General features: G+C 67.1%; 18 protein-coding genes and 3 tRNA genes. 6 read left to right on the forward strand and 15 right to left on the reverse strand.

Going from position 1 to position 21648, the window contains the following annotated elements; all coding sequences use genetic code 11:
* Window positions 1-73: 73 nt before the first annotated feature.
* The 8 genes from OG978_RS13555 to OG978_RS13590 form a co-directional block, all read right to left on the reverse strand.
* A complete protein-coding gene (locus tag OG978_RS13555) occupies window positions 74-1957 on the reverse strand; it encodes an ABC transporter ATP-binding protein (protein WP_326765476.1) in 1884 nt (627 codons plus the stop codon).
* 131 nt (window positions 1958-2088) lie between these two features.
* Entirely contained in the window at window positions 2089-2292 is a 204-nt protein-coding gene (locus OG978_RS13560; protein ID WP_326765477.1) for a hypothetical protein, read from the reverse strand.
* 633 nt (window positions 2293-2925) lie between these two features.
* Window positions 2926-3231, reverse strand: coding sequence for a hypothetical protein (locus OG978_RS13565; RefSeq protein WP_326765478.1), 306 nt, complete (start codon window positions 3229-3231; stop codon window positions 2926-2928).
* An 11-nt stretch (window positions 3232-3242) separates the two neighbouring features.
* Window positions 3243-4859, reverse strand: coding sequence for an FAD-dependent monooxygenase (locus OG978_RS13570; protein WP_326765479.1), 1617 nt, complete (start codon window positions 4857-4859; stop codon window positions 3243-3245).
* Window positions 4852-5751, reverse strand: coding sequence for a DUF6895 family protein (locus OG978_RS48280; RefSeq protein ID WP_442817833.1), 900 nt, complete (start codon window positions 5749-5751; stop codon window positions 4852-4854). The genes OG978_RS13570 and OG978_RS48280 overlap by 8 nt, the downstream gene beginning before the upstream one ends.
* Before the next feature lie 23 nt (window positions 5752-5774).
* Window positions 5775-6098, reverse strand: a complete 324-nt coding sequence (gene adfB / locus OG978_RS13580; RefSeq protein WP_326765481.1) for an actinodefensin-associated protein B — start codon at window positions 6096-6098, stop codon at window positions 5775-5777.
* Window positions 6091-6543 (reverse strand): asparagine synthase-related protein, encoded by a 453-nt coding sequence (locus OG978_RS13585; RefSeq protein ID WP_326765482.1) that lies wholly within the window; start codon window positions 6541-6543, stop codon window positions 6091-6093. Before OG978_RS13585 ends, adfB begins: the two co-directional genes overlap by 8 nt.
* Before the next feature lie 313 nt (window positions 6544-6856).
* Window positions 6857-9325: an AAA family ATPase gene (locus OG978_RS13590; RefSeq protein WP_326765483.1), complete on the reverse strand. Its 2469-nt coding sequence runs from the start codon at window positions 9323-9325 to the stop codon at window positions 6857-6859.
* Between the two features lie 358 nt (window positions 9326-9683).
* Between OG978_RS13590 and OG978_RS13595 the strand changes: the two genes are divergently transcribed.
* On the forward strand, window positions 9684-9872 hold the full coding sequence (locus tag OG978_RS13595) for a response regulator transcription factor (RefSeq protein WP_326765484.1): 189 nt from the start codon (window positions 9684-9686) through the stop codon (window positions 9870-9872).
* Window positions 9873-9927: 55 nt separating this feature from the next.
* Here OG978_RS13595 and OG978_RS13600 read toward each other — a convergent pair whose 3' ends face one another.
* Genes OG978_RS13600 through OG978_RS13610 form a run of 3 tightly spaced genes read right to left on the reverse strand, consistent with a single transcriptional unit; the run spans window position 9928 to window position 12813 of the window.
* Entirely contained in the window at window positions 9928-11109 is a 1182-nt protein-coding gene (locus OG978_RS13600) for a glycosyltransferase family 4 protein (RefSeq protein ID WP_326765485.1), read from the reverse strand.
* A 7-nt stretch (window positions 11110-11116) separates the two neighbouring features.
* Window positions 11117-11893 (reverse strand): FkbM family methyltransferase, encoded by a 777-nt coding sequence (locus OG978_RS13605; RefSeq protein ID WP_326765486.1) that lies wholly within the window; start codon window positions 11891-11893, stop codon window positions 11117-11119.
* Window positions 11890-12813 carry a glycosyltransferase 87 family protein gene (locus OG978_RS13610; RefSeq protein WP_326765487.1) on the reverse strand — a complete coding sequence of 308 codons (924 nt, stop codon included), beginning with the start codon at window positions 12811-12813 and terminating at the stop codon, window positions 11890-11892. The genes OG978_RS13605 and OG978_RS13610 overlap by 4 nt, the downstream gene beginning before the upstream one ends.
* A gap of 621 nt (window positions 12814-13434) precedes the next feature.
* Here OG978_RS13610 and OG978_RS13615 point away from each other — a divergent pair.
* Complete coding sequence (locus OG978_RS13615; protein WP_326765488.1) at window positions 13435-13890, forward strand: hypothetical protein; 456 nt, start codon at window positions 13435-13437, stop codon at window positions 13888-13890.
* A 279-nt stretch (window positions 13891-14169) separates the two neighbouring features.
* Here the strand turns inward: OG978_RS13615 and OG978_RS13620 are convergent.
* The 3 genes from OG978_RS13620 to OG978_RS13630 form a co-directional block, all read right to left on the reverse strand.
* Window positions 14170-14246: transfer RNA gene (locus tag OG978_RS13620), tRNA-Ile, on the reverse strand.
* A 234-nt stretch (window positions 14247-14480) separates the two neighbouring features.
* Window positions 14481-14553 (reverse strand) — tRNA-Asn (locus OG978_RS13625).
* A gap of 5 nt (window positions 14554-14558) precedes the next feature.
* Window positions 14559-14631: transfer RNA gene (locus tag OG978_RS13630), tRNA-Asn, on the reverse strand.
* A gap of 193 nt (window positions 14632-14824) precedes the next feature.
* Here OG978_RS13630 and OG978_RS13635 point away from each other — a divergent pair.
* From OG978_RS13635 to OG978_RS13650, 4 genes are all read left to right on the forward strand, one after another.
* The gene (locus OG978_RS13635) at window positions 14825-15124 is read left to right on the forward strand and encodes a YtxH domain-containing protein (protein WP_326765489.1); all 300 of its coding nucleotides are present in this window, start codon (window positions 14825-14827) and stop codon (window positions 15122-15124) included.
* A gap of 69 nt (window positions 15125-15193) precedes the next feature.
* Complete coding sequence (locus OG978_RS13640) at window positions 15194-16639, forward strand: FGGY family carbohydrate kinase (protein WP_326765490.1); 1446 nt, start codon at window positions 15194-15196, stop codon at window positions 16637-16639.
* Window positions 16640-16808: 169 nt separating this feature from the next.
* Entirely contained in the window at window positions 16809-18542 is a 1734-nt protein-coding gene (locus tag OG978_RS13645) for an ABC transporter ATP-binding protein (protein WP_326765491.1), read from the forward strand.
* Window positions 18542-20473: an ABC transporter ATP-binding protein gene (locus OG978_RS13650; protein ID WP_326765492.1), complete on the forward strand. Its 1932-nt coding sequence runs from the start codon at window positions 18542-18544 to the stop codon at window positions 20471-20473. Before OG978_RS13645 ends, OG978_RS13650 begins: the two co-directional genes overlap by 1 nt.
* Window positions 20474-20536: 63 nt before the next feature.
* On the opposite strand, the gene OG978_RS13655 is transcribed toward OG978_RS13650, so the two are convergent.
* Window positions 20537-21631, reverse strand: a complete 1095-nt coding sequence (locus tag OG978_RS13655) for an RNA polymerase sigma factor (protein WP_326765493.1) — start codon at window positions 21629-21631, stop codon at window positions 20537-20539.
* Between the last annotated feature and the right edge of the window lie 17 nt (window positions 21632-21648).

A 21648-nucleotide genomic window follows, 5' to 3' on the forward strand; every position in this document is an offset into this window, starting at 1 on the left:
GGCGCCTCGGTGGTCCGGCGGGTGTCAGGAAGCGTGCCGGGCCGTGCCGTTCGGGCTCCGTGGCGCCGGGCAGCTACCTCCAGTGGATCCCTGACGGCCGGGCAGGCTTGTACAAGGTCCCGTTGTGCCGTTGGGTGCGGCGCTCGAACAGCGTGGCGTACAGGCCGCTCCTTCCGAGAAGTTGGGTGTGCGTGCCGGACTCCACCAGCCGCCCCTCGTCCAGAACGAGGATGCGGTCGGCGTCCGCGGCCAGGGCCAGGTCGTGGGTGATCACGATGGTGGTGCGGCCCCGGGCCAGCCGTCGCAGGGGCTCCAGGATGCGTTCCGCGGCCAGCCGGTCCAGTCCGGTGGTGGGCTCGTCGAGGAGGAGCACGGGTGCATCACGCAGCATGGCGCGGGCGATGGCGATGCGCTGCAACTGGCCGCCGGAGAGCCGGGAGGTGCCGGTGGATATGACGGTGTCATATCCCTCCGGGAGCGCCTCGATGAACGCGTGGGCGTCGGCCGCCCGCGCGGCCCACACGACGTCGTCGTGGCTCGCGTCGAGGCTTCCGCAGCCGATGTTCTCCTCGATGGTGTCGTGCAGGACGAGGGTGTCCTGCGGCAGCAGCGTGATGTTTTGGCGGAGGTACGTCAGCGGCGTCCGGTCCACGGAGACGCCGTCCAGCAGGACGCTGCCGGTCTCCGGGTCGTAGAACCTCAGCAGCAGCGCCGCCAGCGTCGACTTGCCCGCACCGCTGGGACCGGTGATGACCAGTAGTTCCCCGGGACTTGCGGTGAACGACAGGTCCCGGAGCACCATCTCGCTGCTTCCGGGGTAGTGGAAGAACACCTGACGCGCCTCCACCTCGCCGAGCGCCCGGCTGCGCTCCGGCACCGGTACCGAGTCGCCCGGGTCGGTGACGGCGGGCTCGGCGTCGAGGATCTCCAGCAGTCGTTCGGCGCCCGCGGTCGCGGCGGTGGCCGTCAGACCGAGCTGGCCCAGCGAACGGATCGGCGGGTAGAGGTAGCCGATGAAGGCGGCGAAGGCCAGCAGCTGTCCGAGGGTCATCCGGCCGGCCGAGATCTCCCACGCCCCCAGGCCGATGATCGTGAGGACGCACAGCGTTTCGAGGACCTCGATGAACTGCTCGTAGAACTCGGTGAGACGGACGGCCTTCACCGCGGTCCGCAACCGGACCCGCGCCTTGTTGCGGAGCCGGTCCTCCTCGTCCTGCTGCCTGTTGTACGCCTGCGTCATGACGACGTTGACCAGCGTCTCCTCTACCACGGCCGTGATGGCGCCGTCCGCCGCACGCCCGCGCCGGGACACCGCGCGCAGGGGTTTGGCGAACCCGCGGGTGACGACCAGCAGGATCGGGACCATGACGAACGTGGCGAGGGCCAGGTCCCAGCGCAGCAACAGGGCCGCGCCGGCGTAGAAAACGGTGCCGAACAGCGCCGACGCCGCCCCGACGATGCCGGAGACCACGAGCGCCTCGATGGCCTCCACGTCACCTGTCAGCCGTTCCACCAGGTCGCCACGGCGATTGCGCTGGAAGAAGTGCGGCGGGAGGTTCTGGAGATGGCCGAACACCCGGGCCCGCAGCCGCAGCACGAAGCGTTCGGCGGTCCAGACCGCGAGCGAACTGCCCAGGTACCCCACCACGGCACCGGCGACCGCCACGGCGAGCCACTGGCCGGCGGGCTTCCAGAAGGCGCTGACGTCGCCGCTCTGCAGGGCGGTGTCGGTGAGTTTGGCGAACAGCAGGACGGTGACGGTCTCGGCGAGTGCGGCCAGGACGGCGCACAGGAAGATGACGATGAGCCAGCGCCGGTCGCCTCTGGTCAACGGCCAGAAGCGCCGGAAGGACGCCAGGATGCTGACGGGGTCGGTACGGATCGGAACATCCGTCACCGGGTCCTCGGGCGGCTCTTCAGTACGGTCGGAACGCTTGAGCGAGCTGTGAAAGCGCATGGGCATCACATCACAGAGGTGCTCGGGCTATGGATCTGGCCATGGAAATGGGCCCCAAAATACGAGGCCGACCCGCGCGGTGTGCGCGAGCCTGCCTCGAATTGGGATCAGGGGGTCGGGACTGAACGGTGTCAGCAACCCCAGCGACCACCCCGGCCGTAGCCGCCGTAGCCGCCGTAGCCGTCGTATCCACGGCCGCCGTAACCACGGCCGCCGTATCCACGGCCGCCGTAACCGCCGCGTCCGCCGTATCCACCGCGTCCGCCGTAACCGCCACGGCCGCCATAGCCGCCGCCACCGTGTCCGCCGTGGTCGAAGATGCTACGTACCTTCATCTTCGCCTCCTCTGGAGGGTTTCGCTGTGCCGCTCCTTGCTCTTGCTGCGGCACTTTCGACACTACGTCCGCCCCCTGCGGCCAACAAGTCGTAGAAGCCGAAATCAAGGATTAAAAGGGACGAAATGCCGTATTCCTTCAGAGCGTTGTCATAAGTGACTCTCCGGACACCCCTCGGGGCAGCCAGGGATGGTGCACATTTCGCGATGCCATGACGGCCGCCGCCGGGCCGCACACAATCGAGGCCGCCCGTACGGACACTGACGTACCGAGCTGACGTACCGACGCACCGACGTGGAACGGGAGGGACCCCCGGCCGGGCCCCGCTCGCGCGACCCGCCGGGTCGGCGCGCGGCCACTTGATCTTGCTACGGGGCCATGGTGAGGGCCCCACGGAATCCGTGAGGGCCCTCCTGCCTACATATACGCAGGTCATAACGTTCCTGCCGGGACATCGGCAGTGGGGCGGGAGGACTCGAACCAATCCCGGTGTCCCTTCTCACCTGCGGTTTCGCCGCAGGGTCGGACATCTCTGGCCGTTTCCATCTGACCGCATCCCCGTCGACCCTGCTCGATCCGCATCGGTGCAGCGTTCGCTGCACCGATTTCCCTGTCGCACGGATGGCCAGCCTGCTACTGAGCCTGTGGGCGTGATGTCGTAGGGGCTGACAGGCGGCAGCTGTCGCGGTAGGCGCGGTCGGCCAGGACGAGGAGGATGGCTTGGAGGGTGGCGGCGGGCAGGAGCCGGTGGGTGGCTTCGGCGACGAGCCGGGTGAGCTGGGTGGCGCCGGCCTCGCGGGTGAGGCCGATGCGTCCGAGGGTGATGGGCAGGCCACCGGAAGTGATGTCGATGAGGTCGTAGGCGAGGTGGGCGACGGCCTGCCGGCCGATCCGGGCCTGCTCGGCGAGCGGGCCGACCATGCCCGAACCCTGCTGCATCGCGACGGAGCTCAGCTTGACGACACCGAGCCCGGAGCCTCAGCAGTCGTAGGGGCTACGACAGCGTGCTCGGTCTCGCTCAAGGGTTCGCCGAACCACCGCTTCAGGGCGGCAGCCAGGCTTCCAGGATCTGGTGTGGATCCTGGAAGCGGAGCCCATGCCACGTAGCCATCAGGTCGCACCAGCATCAAGGCCGTCTCTTCATCGGACAGAGGATCGACAGGCACGGCCTCTACCCGGTCCCGCCAATGACCAACGGTTTCCAAAGGCCATGTCTGAGAAGTTGGATACACCAGCACGGCAAGTCCAGACCGTTGGCGTGCAGCCATTCGGGCCGCTTCTCTGCAAGTGTTCACGTGAGACGTAAGGACAAGGTCGGGTGCGGCGCGGCCCACTCTTTCGGAGGAAGCCTCGGTTGCGCTCATCGCGTAAAACAGATCCTTCATCGCGTACACCTCATGGAGGCGCCGTTTCACGGCTGGATCCGTCATCAGCTCTTGAAAGAAGAGCTCATACGGCGCTGTGTTGTCCACACCGGGATGAAGAAGTCTTGTTGCGGCCTCGGAATTGCGCAGCACACGTGCTGCTACGGGGCGACGTTCGTCCTCGTAACTGTCAAGCAGGCCGGTAGCAGCAGTGCCGTGGACGGTTGCGGCCAGTTTCCACCCCAGGTTGACCGCATCTTGAAGTCCTAGATTGAGACCCTGTCCACCGAAAGGCGGATGCACGTGGGCCGCGTCGCCTGCCAGCAGGACTCGACCGTTTCGGTACCGGTCGGCCAGTCTGCAGTTGCCTGTGAAACGGCTCAGAGAGACTGGGTCGCGCAAAGTGACTTCGACGCCGCTGGTACGGCGCAGACTGTCCTGAACTTCGTCAAGGGTTACCTCACTGCTGCGGTCGATGGAAGGAGTGTCGAATTCGACGCTGACGATGCGGCTGGGGCCGAGAGCGTAGGCAGTAATGCCTCGCGGAGTACGGCGCCAGGCTCGTTCCAGAATTCCTTCCGGCTCCACCGTTACAACTGCCTGATAGCCGGTCACTTCGGGGCCGCCACCAGGAAAGTCGATACCGACTGCTTTACGCACGGTGCTGCGTCCGCCATCACAGCCAACGACATACTGGGCGCGAAGGGTTTTCTCAGTGCCTTCAGCGTCAGTGGAAGTCACGGCCACGTGATCCGTTTGATCGGTCTGCTCAGGTTCAGTGCCCGCTGTGCCAGATGCGTTGAATTGCTCCACAACGGAGGTGACACTGACTCCCCGTTCCAGTCGCCCTCCAAGCTGTGACAGCCTCCCATGCAGGACTTCTTCCAATACCCCGGCCCGGATCGGCAGCATGTCGGGGGCTTCCCCGAGCGGCCCACGCTCTGTCTTGTATGCCGGCTCGACATCGGCCGTGGCAGCCATCAGTGGGTCCAGCAAGCCACGGCGGTCCAGAGCCTGAATGCTGCGTGCGGTAATACCGGGGGCGCGCAGACGCCGATCGAAGTCGTCTGCGCGCTCCAGCACCAGCACGTCGACATCCATCAGTGACAGTTCGCAGGCCAGCATCAGTCCTACGGGCCCGGCACCTATGACAATGACCTCCGCGTCGAGGGCAGGGAGCTGAGATGTGTCGGCCTCAGACATGACGGGTGACTTCCTGTGCGGGGGCCAGCAGGGCCTGGAGCAGCAACTGGGCCAGGGTGGCGTGATAGCACGAGCGAAACAGCACCGGATCTCGCGGTGTGGGTGCAAGGAGGGTGATCTGCCGGGCAGCAGCGTCATCGAGTGGGACCCCACCGTGGCAGGGAGGCCCTAGAAGTCCACGCCGCACCATCCACGCCGCTTCTGCGGCGCGGTTGGCGGAGTTGAGACCGCGCAGGGCTATCAGAGTCTCGATGAGCAGGTCCCAGCGACCGGCGCCGAAGGCGTAACTTCGGAGACGTTCGACCAGGTTGACAAGTCGTTCCTGTTCGGTGGCTGTGATGGTCAGATCTGCGGGACGTGCGCCCATGGCTGTGGCGTAAAAGATTGCGTGGGTGATCCGGTATGCCTCATGAACCAGTTCCGCGTCGGTCCAAGCAGCGCGCTCTGCGTGAGTGCGGCAGAGGTGGGACCAGTCCTGTTCGGTGCGCACCAGGCCGGCGAGGCTCAGGGCATGGAGGGTGCCGGGCGAACCAGGCCGTGCCCCCGCGCGTGCCAATTTCCGCAGGGCATCTTCGCATCTGCCGTGGCGGTGACCAGCAGCTCTAAGCCACAGGTAGGGCTGCATCAGGTAAATGCCGTCTGCAGCCGGGGCTGTAGTGGCTCTGTCGACGACGTCCCCAGAACATGTCGCCGTGATGAATTCTCGCCAACGGTCAAGTTGTAGGTGGGCACCGGGCCCCTGGACAAGGTGGAAATAGACGAGAGCCAGTTCACTCAGTGGCTTGAGCCCGTCGCGGGGAGCATCCCGCTGCGGTTTCGGCATGAAAAATGCAAGCCGGTCGCTGATCCATTTCAGAGCATCTGACGCTCCGGCATCTGGTGCCGTGGGCATCGACAACTCAGGCAGCCCAGGGTTCAACGGTCATGCTCCCCGGTGACCTGGTGCAACATTCCAGCGGCGGTGAGGCGCGCTATGAGTTGCTGACGGAACAGGGGCGCAGTGTTCTCGGCGTTGCTATCGAGAATCAACTCGTAGGGGCTCGGGGTGCCGGGATGCAGCGCTGTCCGCAGGGCCTCGGATCCGCGCTGGGAGAGGCGATGGACCGTGAACCGCTTCGTGTCGAGCAGCACTCCGCAAAAGGGAAGCTCCCGAAAGATGAGATGGTCGGCGATTCTCATATCGCCAGTCTGCTCGGTGACTGGAATCTCGCCATCGTCCATCGAATTGTTGCTACGCATCTTCCAGTCCCTCCAGCCAACGCTCGATCACGCACAGGCGGGCGATCTCTTCCCCGTTGCGGTGCACCCGGGCCTGGTTGAGCCCCTCGATGAAGGTATGACTCAGCACGCCCGTGCGACACAACACGGAATCCGGAGTAAGGATGGAACGGCAGAGATCGAAGTTCTGGTTCGCGAACACCGCGGAGATGGAATCGATGCGGGCCTGCTGCATCCGGTGCCCGATCCCTGCGGGGACGCCGCGATCCGCATAGGCAAGACGCAGGGCGAACTTGTCGACGGTGAGACCGTGCCCGAACCCGATACGGTGCCGGTCGGGAAGCGCCAGCGCGTACTCGACGACGTCTCGATCCGCGAAGGGCGTGCTGATCAGGCGGTGCTTGGGCAGAGCGTAGTTGAGCCATGCAGCCTGCAGGTTCGCTGTGCTGAAAGACTGGCCAAGCATGAAGAGTGACGTAACGCCTTGAGGAAGCCGCCGGGGGCTCCAGCCGTTTCGTCTCATTGTTGCGTGCAGGCCGTCACGGGCACGGTCTGCGGCCTCGCGCAGAGCCTGGGTGACGCGAGCCCCCGCTTCCTCGGTGAACCCGACGGGGTGCACGATTGCATTGCGATCCGGCAGTGCGGTGGTGGGGTCACCGCTGAGGAGCCGGTAGAGGTAGCGTGCGGTCCCTGATGCCGTACGGGCAGCACGCCACCCTGCTCGATGCAGCCTTCGTCGAACGCGCGGCCTGCCATACCGAATGCGGTGAGCAGCATGGTCAGCCCTTCCCCCGGCTCCCCCCGTAGAGGGCCGCGTTGACTCTTATGGCTCGCGCGAGGGCGAAGGGAGCACCAAATGAGACGGCCGTCTCCGTCTCTTGGCGTGCCAGGTCTTTGGCGTCCTCTGCCCGGCCGGTTTCGATGAGTGCCAGGGCGATGTGATGCCACGAGCCGGTGATGTGCAGCCCCAGTCGCCCACTGGAGGTCAGGCGGCGGCTGCGGCGCCACTCTTCCAGCGCCTCATCAAAGAGACCCAGTTCGGCGCAGAGGCGTGCGCGGGCATCGGCGAGTGGCGCGAAGTACAGGTGGTCCGGCACTCGGTCGGGCAACACGTTGCTCTTCAGCGTTTGCACAGCTGCTGGCCTATCCCCCCGATCCAGTTGGACATGGCCGAGAACTGCTGCAGCAAGGGGGGCGGCAGGGCTGGTCGGCCAGGCTTCTGTCCGCGTGTCGAGAACGGCCCGTGCGCGCTGTTCCGCGTCGGCCAGGCAGCCCTGGCCGTAGGCCAGCATGGCCTGCAGCGCGACGGTATCCGGGTGGTGGATGGGAGCGTCGAGCTCAAGGACATGGGGTAACGCCTCGACGAGCAGGGTGTGCGCCTCGGTGAGGCGCCCCGCGGCAGCCAGTCCACAGACGGTGATGTGTACCGCAGGAACGCCAACGACCTCGTCGCTTGCTGACTCGATCAAGTGTCTGGTGTCTCTGGTGCGCAGTGTGATGCTCTCCGCAGTGGCGTCGAGGTCCTGTTCCACCGCCAGACGTAGCGCCCACAGAAGTGATGTGTCCGGCCCTGGGCCGGCCCGATCGAGTTGTCTGGCAGTAACGAGGTCACGGATGGCAGAGCGGCTTTCCACAGGGCCCAGCGTCAGCAGTGCTGTCACCGCATCCAGCCGGGCGCGCAGGCGGTCGTCCAGGCTCGGTGTCCATGACGAGAGTTCGTCGAGCAGCGCAAAGGCAGCCGGATGCCGGCCCTGCCGGGCCAGGGCCAGCGCATAGTGAATGCCGGTGGTGACCCAGGCCTCAGGAGTGGGTGCCTGGGTCATCGCTTGATGCAGATGATGTGGTGCCTCAGCACTGCCGGCCGCCAGCTCCGCAGCCCCGAGTTCCGCGAGCACGTCGTACTCCCTTGTCCCTGGAGCCTTTTCCCGCAGGAGACGGCGGAGAAGTCTGACTGATTGGCCCGGGTGACCTTGGCCCATGGCTTCGCGGGCGGCGCTGCGAAGGATGGACGCGGTCCATGGATCACCGAGAGGGAGGACGTGCAGCAAGTGACGGCTGATCTCCAGCGGGGGAGCCTTTCGGATGCCGAGGACTCGTGCGGCGGCCCTGTGCCCCCGTTCTCGCGCTTCCTGCGGTATCAACTCGGCGATGGCCTTGCCCAGCAACGGCTGCGCCAGACACACCTGGCCCGCGTCGCGCAGCATGCCTGCGGCAAGGGCTTCATCTATGGCTTGCGACGCCGCCCCTGACTCCAAGCCCGAAGCTTCGGCGGCTTCGTCGAGAGTCGCCCCCTCATCGTTGAAGAGTGACGCCGTTTCGACGAGGCGCAGTGCCTCTGGAGACAGGGAGTGGAGTCTGAGACGAGTCCGCCGTATGACGGTCCGTGGCAGTGTCGCGCGCAGACGCGAGATGTCCGAAGCCGCGGGAACCCTTCCATCCCGCGCAGCTTGTGCGCACAGTTCCTGCAGCAGGAACGGGTTGCCACGTGTCATCAAATGGCAGGCCGAGACGAACTCATCATCCGCCGGCGCCGCCCAGTGAGCCCCCACCACGCGCGCGGTAGCAGTCAAGGACAAAGGGGCCAGCCACAGCGGCACGGTGGAATCCAACCCGGCCATCAGGTCCGCCGTACGGCCGGCAGTTGTTCCTGTGTGACGCGCATCGGTCACAACCGCAAGCAGGACCGACCGGTCGTCCAGCCGATTGGCAAGGTGAGCCAGGAACTGGAGAGAGAGGTCGTCTGCCCACTGCATGTCGTCGACCAGCAGGACAAGCGGAGAACGTGCGGCCAGACGGAGGGCAAGACGGCACAGTAGTTTTATCCCGGCAGCTGCCGCCGGCCCTGAATCGCCGCCGCCCAGGCCCATCACTGTGGTAATTTTCCCGACGCTTCCGCTGAGAGCAGCAAGAAGCTCGCTTCCTCCGACGGGGACCATGCCGCCTGGAGCAGTGCTGTTCTCGGTTGCCGCCCTCTCTCCCCCCTCCCGCTCCTCGTTCTCGAAGAGTTCCTCGAAGAGCTGGAGGCAGACCCCGTAAGGCACGTCATGCTCCGCCGCGCTGCCTCGAGCCGAGAGCACACGCATCCCGGCACCCTGGGCCTTCTTCCGTACAGCGTTGAGAAGCAACGACCGGCCGACTCCTGGGTCACCTTCGATCACCACCACCCGCCCGCGCCCCGCCGAGGCATCCGCAAGCGCCAACTCGATTTGTTCTACTTCTCTTTCTCTCTCGAGGAGGTCGGCCCCCATGTTGTGCACACATCCCCCTGCTAGAGCTCCGGTTGATGATCATTTTGCATGTGGGGCGCGGCGTACCCCGGACTGTTTGCTCATGCATCAACAAGAACGCCCACATCGCATATAGAGGCATATATCTGGCGTTGCGGCATTTAAAGAACCCTGGGTTCGGTACAAACCGGCCCCGGGCCCCCGGGGTGGACCGGGGGTTCCTCCGGCGCGGAATCGTGTCAATGAAGTAAGGATCTTGTGCGACCGCAACTTCGCAGCCCGGGCCATGGAGATCCAGGGCCCACTGATACCGGAGAGGCCGATCACGTTGACCACGCCCATTGCAGTGCATGGTGGTGCTACCCGTCAGGAAGACACCATGCGGCTCAGCAGACGCCAGGCTGAGATCGTCGCTCTCATCGCGGAGGGGTACTCCGGAAAGGAGATAGCCCGAACCCTTCGGATGTCGCCCAAGACCGTGGAATCTCACATGCAGCGTCTCTTCGACCGCTACGGGGTACGCAACCGTGCAGGCATCGTCGCCAAGTGGCTCATGAGCTGCGCGTAGGCAGCCGGCGTCGGATGGGCGGATACCCCCCGCCTGTCCGGCGCTCCCCCACCGCTCACGGCAGACGCGATCCCTCGGGCCCACTCGTCACAGCGCACTCTCCTGTCACTTTCAACAGTTCAGCCAGCCGGCTGTACGCCGTATCCCAACCCCACTCCCTGCGCACCCACTCCCTTCCTTTCGCGCCCATCCGACTCGCGCTTTCGGCGTCGCTCAGCAGCGCGGTGAGTCGGTCGGCGACGCCTCGCGGCTCGTTGCCATCCACGACGAATCCGCTCTCCCCGTCCTGTACCGCGTCGGGGGCTCCTCCCGATTCACCCACTACCACGGGCAGCCCTGCTGCAGCAGCTTCGAGGAAGACGATCCCAAGGCCCTCCACCTCCATGCCCGCGCGGCGGGTACGGCACGGCATTGCGAATACCTGTGCGGCCGCGTAAAAGTCGGGCATTTCCTCATGAGGATGCCCGCCCGCGAAGATCACGCTTCCCGTCAGGCCCTGTTTGGCCGCGAGCCGACGCAGAGCTCCTTCGTACGGCCCCGTGCCGACCAGCAGCAGGACAGCATCAGGCACGCTTTGCCTCACGAGTCGCAGTGCGTGGATCAACGTGTCCTGCCCCTTACGAGGAATGAGGCGGGCCGCACAGAGCACGACGGGGGCCGTACCAAGCCTGTATCGGTCACGGACCCGGGCTGCGCCTTCGCCGGAACAGCGGAACACATCAGGATCCACGCCGGGCGCAAGCCGGGACATGCGTGCCGCCGACTTCGGCCCGATGGCAGAAGCGATGCGCTGCCGGGTGTAGGACCCCAAATAGGTGACAGAGTCGGTCTGTGCGCCGATGCGGTGCAATAGTGCCCGGGCCCCGGGAGTGCGCGCCCACCAGACCTCGTGCCCATGAGTGGTGGCGACGAGCCGCTCCACGGCTGTGCGTCGCCGCAGTTCTCCAGCCATCAGCCCCAGCGGGGCCGCAGCACCGAACCAGACGCTGTCGCAGTCCAACTCCTGTGCCAGCCTCGCGGCGCGTGCAGTTACCCGGGGGGTCGGCAGCAGCATGTGGGTGCGGTCCCGCACCACCGGAAACGGTAGCCCTGCGTCGTAGGAACGGTCACCCGGGCTGCTGGAGGTGTAGACGGCAACACGGTCAGGCGGGAACCGTGCGGCCATGGCGTGCACGAAGGTTTCGATGCCGCCCTGACGGGGCGGGAAATCATTGGTGACGATCAGGGTTCGTGGCATGTGTGGGTCAGCTCTCCAGCGGTTTTACGGTGAACAGATAGTTGCGGTGCGCGGAGGTGACCTGGTCTACGGGGCGCCACTTGCCTTCTCGCCACAGGAACATTCCATAGCCGGCGTATCGCAGCCGATCAGCCAGTTCGTCGGCGCGCGCGTTGTACTTCGCCAGGTGACGCTCTTCGATCTCCAGCAGAAGAGTGGGCCGGTCACGCAGTAAGGTCTCTTCCGCTCCTGCCAGCACCAAGGGTTCCGCGCCTTCGACGTCGGCCTTGATGAAGTCCACTCGATGCAGCGCAGAGACCGCGACCATCTCGTCCACGGTGCTCAGCCGCACGTTCAGCCGGATTTCTTTGGCGAACTCAGCGTTGGGCCCGAGCCCCTGGGCTCCGTCAGTCACGAAGGCGCGGCCGTGCACTGGCAACCATCGGCGGTAGGGCAGGCTCATGACTGCCTGCTCCTTGGGACACATGCTCAACGCGAGCTGGTGGGCGTGTACGTTCGTGCAGCCGAGCAGTCGGATTCCGGTTCTGAGCACGCGATGGGCTCCCGGCAATGGCTCGAAGCTGTGCACACTGCCTTTCGGCCCCGTGACCTGGGAGAGGGCGTAGGTGTAGAGCCCGTACTCGGCACCGATGTCCAGACAGACGTCCCCCTCCCCGATCACTTTGTGCAGGCCGTCGATCTCCGACTCGACAAAGGAGAATCGCCTGCTCAAAGCACGCAGTACCGCATATGTCCAAGTGACGAGGCACCCGGAGCGGTAGCGCGCGGCGGTTTTGCCAGTCATCCGCGCTCCCGTGTCGGCCGGGTGGCCGACGTGAGTCGGAACCAGCAGACCAGCACCAGCGGGTAGACGAGGTATCCGAACCGGGTGGCGGGAATCAGGCACATCGCAAGTGCAAGCCCCAGAGCCAGCCGGTCAGCGGCGGCAACCGTGGTACGCGGCGGCCGGACGACCAGCGAGGCGGCCACGCCGAGCGCAGACAGCACGAGAGCTGCCACCGCGAGCACGAAGCCCCCCGGAACGTGGGCCGTCAGGAGATAGCCGGGCAGGGGGCTGGTCGCGGGCGATCCTGTACCCCCTTCTCCGAGCGGGAAAAGCAGGACATGTTCAGCGAAGGTATGCGGGGCCGCGAGTGCTATGGGCAGTACCGCGAGCACACTCACCGCGAAGGCCACGAGAGCGGCACGCACCGCGACGCGACGCCCAGCGGTGACCAGGAGGAGCGCCAGGCCAACTGGCAGAAGCGGCCAGGCCGTCCACTTGAGTGCCGCCGCAGCACCCATGGCCAGCCCAGCCCCGACGCCCGAACCGCCGCGTCCCGCGAGGGCCAGAGCCAGGCACATCAGACCGATCACCGGCAGATCAACACCGCCCACTGCAAGTGGCAGGGCCACGACCGGCGCAGCGGCGAGCCACAGCGCAGGCAAGACGCTGCCGGAAGGCGAGCCGCCGAGGACCCTCCAGGACACGGCACGACGGCCGGTCCTCCCTGCAGCCGTACGCGCGGCCAGGAACATGGCACCGAGGAAGACAAGGCCGAACCAGAGCCTGGCATCCGCGAGGAAGCCCGTACCCAGTACGGCCCGCGGGAGTCCGAAGAGCGCCATCCCAGGCAGGTACGGGTTGTATTCCCACAGCGCGGCCGGGGCCGGCACATAGGGGCTTCCGGAGTCCAGCAGCAGCACCCCGGACTGCTCAACCACCTGAACTTCGAGCTGGCGTGTCCCCGCTACGACCAGGAGAAGCAGCGGAGCCAGTACAGCCCCCACCACCGCGGCCACAGAGCTCGGCTTTGCCCAAGGGGCACTGGCCCGGTGGGACAGTATTGCCGCCGCACCGTATCCGACCGCGGCACAGCCCCCCATACCCGGTGCGGCAAGAGGTCTGTCAGCAGGGAGAGCAGCGTCGCAAACAACATGCATGCCAACCAGCAGAGCGTCTCCGCCTGAGCGGGTATGCGCAGGCTCTGCGAGGACTTCGTGCTACGCGGACTCCGGTCAGGGTCTTGCTTTGACTTGCGGGCAGCCCCGGGCGCAGCGAGGTCCTCAACTGCCGCGGTCACCCGCGCAGAAGCAAGCCGCACTGGTTCAGACACAGAAGCAGTTGCCCGGTCAGGTCCGGTCGAGTCGAACAACACCTGCCGCAGCCCGTGCATCGATCCCTCCAGTCCTCTTGCGTTCCTGCTCAACAGTCTTCGCAAGAGGGCGGGGCGAATCGTCACACCGGGGTGTGGTTCTCGGAGTCACCCCTCAGTACCAGCCGGGGGCTTGGAGTCAACCCGTGCGGTGATGACCTCGCACGGGCCCCGCGCGACAATTTGGTACATGCATCCGTCGTCACTCCGGCCCACCGCCTGGCCGCGTTCAGCCCGCTATCCGTATGTCAGCGGTTGGCTGCTACTCGTACTGGCCGTCGCTGAAGTGCTGCAAGGGCGGATCACTTCCTTCACCGTGCTGGCCACGCTCGCCCTCGCTGTACTGCCTCTGCTGGAACGCCGACGCGAGCCACGTATCGGATTCCTGGTGCTAGCCGGGTCGACCGTAGGGCAGCCAGCCCGGCACTACGGGATTTGGCCGTTCTGCCCCGCCTGGGCGGTGGTCAGGCCGTGCGGGGGTGAGCGGTCCGCCATCGCCGCAGCGATGGCGGACCGCCTCGTCGACTTCCAGGTGTCGGCCGCGGGTCGCCAGCGCGGCCACTCCCGTGGTCAGGTTCGGGGGGAGGTCGAAGCGCCACAGCTCACGCCCGGCGACCGGGTCGAAAGCGACGAGACGTGCCGGTGACGATGTCGATCTCCGCGACGAAGCCGTCCCCCGAGACGACGGTCAGAGGCCGCAAGACATTCGGCGCGTTGTGCTGCGTGTCACACTGAGGGGCCATGGGCTCATCGTGAGATCATCGCCATGAACTCAAACCCGCGTTTCGCCTAAAACCCCAGGTCAAGGGGGTTAGGACCCGGTGAGCCAGGCCAGGAGCGCCCGCCCCGCGTCGCCGACGAGAAGCGAACGCCACACGCGAAAACAACCCTCCAGCCGCGTTTTCGCAGGTCAGAACGTTTTTCTTGGTGGGGCGGGTGGGACTCGAACCCACGGCCGACGGATTATGAGTCCGCTGCTCTAACCGGCTGAGCTACCGCCCCTTTTCGGCGTGGCGCGTACAAGTGTGCGTGCCGTCTGCCGCAGCATAGCCGGTCATACGATCTCTCGCTCCGGATGGTCGGCTTCGCCTGACCATGAAGACCGCGCCGTCGGCCGTCCGGTTCCGGATGGAGCGAAGTGCACGCGAAAGAGTCACATGCGCCCCACACGCACCACGGTGACGACCGTCGGCGAGCACACGAAAAAAGGACCCCGAAGGGTCCTCTTCCGTTCCGCTCCCCCGACTGGACTCGAACCAGTAACCCTCCGGTTAACAGCCGAATGCTCTGCCAATTGAGCTACAGGGGATCGCGCTCCCCCGACTGGACTCGAACCAGTAACCTGCCGGTTAACAGCCGGCTGCTCTGCCAATTGAGCTACAGGGGATTGCTGCGTATGCACCGAACCCTACCTGCCTGGCTGCTGCCGGGCGGCGCGCGTTCGCTGCGACACATACATTAGCGCAAGCAGGGGGGTGCTTTGCCAATCGGTATCCCCCGGGGTGATCTCCGGTGCCCGCGGGTAGGCGGGCAGCACACGTCGCACTGAGCGTCGCACTGAGCAAGGAAGGGTGGCAGCCATGCGGTACCGGCTCACGTTCATCGCCGGACTGGCCCTCGGATACGTGATCGGGGCACGGGCCGGGCGCGAGCGCTACGAGCAGCTGAAGAAGTCCGCACGTCAGTTCGCCCAGAATCCGGCCGTGCGCAATACCGCCGAGTCTGCGGCCCAGAGCGGCCGTGAGCTGGCCGGCAAGGCGTACCACGCGGTGAGCGAGAAGGTCGGCGAGAAGGTCCCGGCCTCGGTGGCCGACCGGGTGCACTCGCTGCGGGACCGCGGCCGGAACGGCGAGGACGACTGGGGCACCAGCAACACGTAGCGATACCGCCCCCGCCACTGCCGCACCACCGGTACGGAAACGCTCCGGCGGTGCGGCAGAATCTTGGGTATGGGGATAGTCGCCGGCTTGGACAGTTCTTCCGCCTTCACACACATCGTCGTCTGCGATACGGACACGGGCGCCGTGCTGCGCCGGGGGTTCGCCGCACACCCCGTCGAAGCGAAGGCCACCGAGGTCGACCCGCAGGCATGGCTGCTCTCGCTCGGCGAGGCCGCCGGCGGCGGGCTGCTCGAAGGGGTGCAGGCCATCGGCGTCTCCGCCCAGCAGCACGGCCTGGTGCCACTGGACCACCAGGGCAATCTCGTACGCCCGGCGCTGCTCGGCAACGACAAGCGGGCGCAGGCCGCCGCGGCCGATCTGGTCGACGGACTCGGCGGGCGGCAGCCCTGGGCCGAGGCGGTCGGGGCGGTGCCGCAGGCCGCACAGCCGGTGGCGAAGCTGCGCTGGCTGGCACGGACCGAGCCGGAGGCCGCCCAGCGGGTGGCCGCGGTGCTGCAGCCGCACGACTGGCTGGTGTGGCAGCTGCTGGGGCGTCCCACCCGGCGGACCACCGACCGGGGTGCCGCGTCCGGCACCGGTTACTGGTCGGCGGACACCGGTTCCTACCGGCCCGACCTGGTGGAGCTCGCACTCGGGCACCAGGCCGCGCTCCCCGAGGTGCTCGGTCCCGCCGATGCGGCCGGGACGACGCCCGAGGGGCTGCTGATCTCCGCGGGGACCGGCGAGACGATGGCCGCGGCGTTCGGGCTCGGTGTCGGGGTCGGCGACGCGGTGGTGTCGCTGGGTGCGTCGGGCTCGGTCATGGCGGTGCACCACGAGGCGCTGTCCGATCCGTCGGGGATGATCACTTCGTTCGCGGACGCGACCGGGAAGCATCTGCCGGTGGTGCACACGTCCAATGCGGTACGGGCGCTGCGCGGGACCGCCGAGATGCTCGGCGTGGAGGGCCTGGAGGAGCTCTCCGCGCTGGCGCTGAAGTCCACGCCGGGCGCGTCCGGGCTGGTACTCCTGCCGTATCTGGAGGGCGAGCGGACGCCGCATCTGCCGCACGCCGCGGGGACCCTGTGCGGACTGCGGCGCGAGTCGATGAAGCCGGAGCACCTGGCGCGGGCGGCGTTCGAGGGGATGCTGTGCTCGCTGGCCGACGCGCTCGACGTGCTGCGCGGCCGGGGCGTCGAGGTGCGCCGGGTGTTCCTGCTGGGGGCGGCGGCCGAACTGCCCGCCGTGCAGGGGCTCGCTCCGGCGCTGTTCGGTACGCAGGTGGTCGTACCGCAGCCCGCCGAATACGCGGCGCTGGGCGCGGCCCGGCAGGCGGCCTGGGCACTGGGGGTCTCGCAGGGGACGGGCGATCCGCTCACTCCCCCGGCCTGGCAGGGTGCCGCGGCGCAGGTGCTGGAGCCGGGCGAGGAGCTGGCGGTCGGGCAGGCGGTGCGCCAGCAGTACGTGGCGACGCGGGACCAGATCCACCCGGGGGCGTTCGACTCCGCGAACTGAGTCCGTACGCCTGCACGACAGGGCCGGGTACACCGGTGGGGGTGAGCCCCTCCACTTGTGTACTCGGTCTGTTTTTTGACCTGGTCTTGAGTAAAATCGCTCGCAGTCGCGGCCGCCGGTGCCGGAAAATGGGTCGACTCCCGCCCTCTGCCGACTCCGAGAGACACGTGTGCTCATAAAACTCCTGCGGGCCTATCTCGGTCCGTACAGAAAGCCCATCCTGCTCCTGGTCCTCCTCCAACTGCTGCAGACCTGCGCCAGCCTCTATCTGCCCACCCTGAACGCCGACATCATCGACAACGGTGTCGTCAAGGGGGACACCGGCTACATCCTCGAGTTCGGCGGCATCATGATCGCCGTCAGCATCGGCCAGGTGGTCTGCAACATGGGGGCCGTCTACTACGGCGCCCGTACCGCGGCCGCCCTCGGCCGTGATGTCCGGGCGTCGGTCTTCGACCGGGTGCAGTCGTTCTCGGCACGTGAGCTCGGACGCTTCGGGGCGCCCTCGCTGATCACCCGTACGACCAATGACGTCCAGCAGATCCAGATGCTGGTGCTGATGACGTTCACGCTGATGGTGTCGGCCCCGATCATGTGTGTCGGCGGCATCATCATGGCGCTCGGCCAGGACGTCCCGCTGTCCGCGGTGCTGCTCGCGGTGGTGCCGGTGCTCGGCATCGCGGTGAGCCTGATCGTGAAGCGGATGCGCCCGCTGTTCCGCACGATGCAGGAGCGGCTCGACACGGTGAACCGGGTACTGCGCGAGCAGATCACCGGCAACCGGGTCATCCGCGCCTTCGTCCGTGACGGTTACGAGGAGGAGCGGTTCCGCGGCTCCAACACCGAGCTGACGGATGTGGCGCTGTCCACGGGCCGGCTGATGGCGCTGATGTTCCCCACCGTGATGACGGTCGTGAACGTCTCGTCGATCGCCGTGCTCTGGTTCGGTGCCCACCGCATCGACAGCGGCGGCATGGAGATCGGCGCGCTGACCGCGTTCCTCGCCTATCTGATGCAGATCGTCATGTCGGTGATGATGGCCACCTTCATGTTCATGATGGTGCCGCGTGCCGAGGTCTGTGCCGAGCGCGTCCAGGAGGTCCTGGAGACCGAGTCCAGCGTGGTCCCGCCCGTCGAGCCGGTCCGCAAGCTGCTCGCCCGCGGTCATCTGGAGGTGCGCGGCGCGGACTTCCGCTACCCGGGCGCCGAGGAGCCGGTGCTGCGGTCGGTGGATCTGGTGGCCCGCCCCGGCGAGACCACCGCGATCATCGGGTCGACGGGCAGCGGGAAGTCGACGCTGCTCGGTCTCGTACCGCGGCTGTTCGATGTGACGGACGGTCAGGTGCTGGTCGACGGTACGGATGTGCGGACGCTGGAGCCGGCGCTGCTGGCGAGGACCGTGAGTCTCGTACCGCAGAAGCCGTATCTGTTCTCCGGGACGGTCGCGACGAACCTGCGGTACGGAAACCCGGACGCGACCGACGAGGAGCTGTGGCACGCGTTGGAGGTCGCGCAGGCCAAGGAGTTCGTCACCGCGCTGGAGCACGGTCTGAACGCGCCGATCGCGCAGGGCGGCACCAATGTCTCGGGCGGGCAGCGGCAGCGGCTGGCCATCGCCAGGACGCTGGTGCAGCGGCCGGAGATCTATCTCTTCGACGACTCGTTCTCCGCGCTCGACTACGCCACCGACGCCGCGCTGCGCGGGGCGCTCACGCAGGAGACGGCCGAGGCGACCGTGGTGATCGTGGCGCAGCGGGTGTCCACCATCCGCGACGCGGACCGGATCCTGGTGCTGGACGAGGGCCGGGTCGTCGGCTCCGGCACCCACCACGAGCTGATGGACGGCAATGAAACGTACCGGGAGATCGTGCTCTCCCAGCTGACGGAAGCGGAGGCCGCGTAATGGCCGGGCCTGGCGGACGCATGATGGCGGGCGGGGCGCCGACCGACCGGTCCATGGACTTCAAGGGGTCCTCGAAGCGGCTGTTGAAGCGCTTCGCGACGGAGAAGACCCCGCTGTACGTGATGCTGGCAGCCTGTGCGCTGAGCGTCGGCCTGTCGGTGATCGGGCCGAAGATCCTCGGCCGGGCGACCGACCTGGTCTTCGCCGGGGTCGTCGGCCGGGAGATGACCGAGGGGACGACCAAGGAACAGGCCATCGAGGGCCTGCGCAAGAGCAACAGCGGTCTGGCCGACATGCTCTCCGGGGTGGACTTCGTCCCCGGTCACGGCATCGACTTCGGCGCGGTGGGCGACGTACTGCTGGTGGCGCTGGCGGTCTATGTCGGGGCCGGCCTGCTGATGCTGGTGGCGACCCGGCTGTCGATCCGGATCATCAACCGGATCATTTTCCAGCTGCGCGAGGACATCCAGACGAAGCTGTCGCGGCTGCCGCTGTCGTACTTCGACCGGGCCAAGCGCGGCGAGGTGCTCAGCCGGGCGACGAACGACATCGACAACATCTCGCAGACGATGCAGCAGACGATGGGCCAGCTCATCAACTCCCTGCTCACCATCGTCGGCGTGCTGATCATGATGTTCTGGGTCTCGCCGCTGCTGGCGTTCGTCGCACTGGCGACGGTGCCGCTCTCGGTGGTCGTGGCCAGGAAGGTCGGCAAGCGCTCGCAGCCGCAGTTCGTGCAGCAGTGGAAGGTGACGGGCAAGCTCAACGCCCACATCGAGGAGATGTACACCGGGCACACCCTGGTGAAGGTCTTCGGCCGGCAGGAGGAGTCCGCGAGGGACTTCGCCGAGCAGAACGAAGCACTGTACGAGGCCGGCTTCAAGGCGCAGTACAACAGCGGGATCATGCAGCCGCTGATGATGTTCGTCTCCAACCTGAACTACGTGCTGATCGCCGTCGTCGGTGGTCTGCGGGTCGCTTCGGGCTCGCTGTCGATCGGTGACGTGCAGGCGTTCATCCAGTACTCCCGGCAGTTCTCGATGCCGCTGACCCAGGTCGCCGCGATGGCGAACCTGGTGCAGTCGGGTGTCGCCTCGGCCGAGCGGATATTCGAGCTGCTGGACGCCGAGGAGCAGGGCGCCGACCCCGCGCCCGGCGAGCAGGAGCGCCCGAAGGAGCTGCGGGGCAGCGTCTCGCTGGAGAAGGTGTCGTTCCGTTACGACCCGGAGAAGCCGCTCATCGAGGATCTGTCGCTGAGCGTCGAGCCCGGTCACACGGTCGCGATCGTCGGACCGACCGGGGCCGGCAAGACCACGCTCGTCAATCTGCTGATGCGGTTCTACGAGGTGACGGGTGGCCGGATCACGCTGGACGGGGTCGACGTGACGAAGATGTCGCGCGACGACCTGCGGCAGGGCATCGGCATGGTCCTCCAGGACACCTGGCTGTTCGGCGGTTCGATCGCGGACAACATCGCGTACGGCGCGTCGCGCGAGGTCACCCGCGAGGAGATCGAGGAGGCGGCGAAGGCGGCCCACGCCGACCGGTTCATCCGTACGCTGCCGGACGGCTACGACACGGTGATCGACGATGAGGGCTCCGGCGTCAGCGCGGGCGAGAAGCAGCTGATCACCATCGCGCGGGCGTTCCTGTCCGACCCGGTGATCCTGGTGCTCGACGAGGCGACGAGCTCCGTCGACACCCGTACGGAGGTGCTGATCCAGAAGGCGATGGCGCGGCTGGCCCACGGCCGTACGAGCTTTGTGATCGCGCACCGGCTCTCCACCATCCGGGACGCCGACGTCATCCTGGTGATGGAGAACGGCTCGATCGTCGAACAGGGCACGCACGAGGAGCTGTTGGCCACCGAGGGCGCCTATGCCCGGCTGTATTCGGCGCAGTTCGCGCAGGCAGTCGCCGAAGTCGACTAGGAGCGCCGCCCGTTCGGACCCGAGGGCTCGCACCGCCGACCGGCGGTGCGAGCCCTCACGCCGTCAGTCGAGGTAGCCGCGGAGCTGGTCGGCGAAGGCGTGGTCCCGCAGCTTGTTGAGGGTCTTGGACTCGATCTGGCGGATGCGTTCGCGCGTCACGCCGAAGATCCGGCCGATCTCCTCAAGTGTGCGGGGCCGCCCGTCGTCCAGCCCGTAGCGCAGCTGGACCACCTTCCGCTCGCGCTCGTTGAGAGTGGAGAGCACCGCTTCCAGGTGCTCGCGCAGCAGCAGGAACGCGGCGGACTCGACCGGGGACGCGGCGTCGCCGTCCTCGATCAGGTCGCCGAGGGCTACGTCGTCCTCCTCGCCGACCGGGGCGTGCAGCGAGACCGGTTCCTGGGCGAGCCGCAGGACTTCGCCGACCCGCTCCGGAGTGAGGTCGAGCTGGCCGGCGACCTCCTCCGCCGTCGGCTCGTAGCCGCTTTCCTGGAGCATCCGGCGCTGGACGCGTACGACGCGGTTGATCAGTTCGACGACATGGACCGGGACGCGTATGGTCCGCGCCTGGTCGGCGAGGGCGCGGGACATGGCCTGGCGGATCCACCAGGTCGCGTACGTGGAGAACTTGTAGCCCCGGGCGTAGTCGAATTTCTCGACGGCCCTGATCAGCCCGAGGTTCCCCTCCTGGACCAGATCGAGCATGGTCAGCCCGCGGCCGACATAGCGTTTGGCGACGGAGACGACGAGGCGGAGGTTGGCCTCGATGAGGCGGCGCTTGGCCATCCTCCCCATGACCACCAGCCGGTCGAGATCGACGGCCAGCCGGGTGTCCGGGTCCGGGGTGCTCGCGAGCCGCTCCTCGGCGAAGAGCCCGGCCTCGACACGGCGGGCGAGCTCCACCTCGTCGGCGGCGCTGAGCAGGGGGATCCGGCCGATCTCCCGCAGATACTGGCGGAAGAGGTCGGAGGACGGACCGGCGGTCTCCGGACGGCTCCGCGGCTCGGGTGGCTCGGGCGCCTGGGGCGTCTCCTCCATGAGTGCCTCGGGCGGTTCGCTCGGTATCGGCGATTCCACCGCTCCCTCCGGATGGCGCACGGCCCGGTTCTGCGCGGGGATGGCCGAGACATGCTCGGTTTCGGTCAGGGTCCGGGTCTGCACGGGGGCGACCTCCAGGT

It is taken from the genome of Streptomyces sp. NBC_01591 (assembly GCF_035918155.1).
GTDB lineage: Bacteria > Actinomycetota > Actinomycetes > Streptomycetales > Streptomycetaceae > Streptomyces.

Bases quoted from the DNA above. Each gene is read 5' to 3' on its own strand.
- OG978_RS13560 (WP_326765477.1), bottom strand. From the start codon at position 2,292: ATGAAGGTACGTAGCATCTTCGACCACGGCGGACACGGTGGCGGCGGC.
- OG978_RS13585 (WP_326765482.1), bottom strand. From the start codon at position 6,543: ATGCTTGGCCAGTCTTTCAGCACAGCGAACCTGCAGGCTGCATGGCTC.
- OG978_RS48280 (WP_442817833.1), bottom strand. From the start codon at position 5,751: ATGCCCACGGCACCAGATGCCGGAGCGTCAGATGCTCTGAAATGGATC.
- OG978_RS13570 (WP_326765479.1), bottom strand. From the start codon at position 4,859: ATGTCTGAGGCCGACACATCTCAGCTCCCTGCCCTCGACGCGGAGGTC.
- OG978_RS13600 (WP_326765485.1), bottom strand. From the start codon at position 11,109: ATGCCACGAACCCTGATCGTCACCAATGATTTCCCGCCCCGTCAGGGC.
- OG978_RS13640 (WP_326765490.1), top strand. From the start codon at position 15,194: ATGGGGATAGTCGCCGGCTTGGACAGTTCTTCCGCCTTCACACACATC.
- OG978_RS13595 (WP_326765484.1), top strand. From the start codon at position 9,684: ATGCGGCTCAGCAGACGCCAGGCTGAGATCGTCGCTCTCATCGCGGAG.
- adfB (WP_326765481.1), bottom strand. From the start codon at position 6,098: ATGCGTAGCAACAATTCGATGGACGATGGCGAGATTCCAGTCACCGAG.
- OG978_RS13590 (WP_326765483.1), bottom strand. From the start codon at position 9,325: ATGGGGGCCGACCTCCTCGAGAGAGAAAGAGAAGTAGAACAAATCGAG.
- OG978_RS13605 (WP_326765486.1), bottom strand. From the start codon at position 11,893: ATGACTGGCAAAACCGCCGCGCGCTACCGCTCCGGGTGCCTCGTCACT.
- OG978_RS13615 (WP_326765488.1), top strand. From the start codon at position 13,435: ATGCATCCGTCGTCACTCCGGCCCACCGCCTGGCCGCGTTCAGCCCGC.
- OG978_RS13635 (WP_326765489.1), top strand. From the start codon at position 14,825: ATGCGGTACCGGCTCACGTTCATCGCCGGACTGGCCCTCGGATACGTG.
- OG978_RS13650 (WP_326765492.1), top strand. From the start codon at position 18,542: ATGGCCGGGCCTGGCGGACGCATGATGGCGGGCGGGGCGCCGACCGAC.
- OG978_RS13555 (WP_326765476.1), bottom strand. From the start codon at position 1,957: ATGCGCTTTCACAGCTCGCTCAAGCGTTCCGACCGTACTGAAGAGCCG.
- OG978_RS13565 (WP_326765478.1), bottom strand. From the start codon at position 3,231: ATGCAGCAGGGTTCGGGCATGGTCGGCCCGCTCGCCGAGCAGGCCCGG.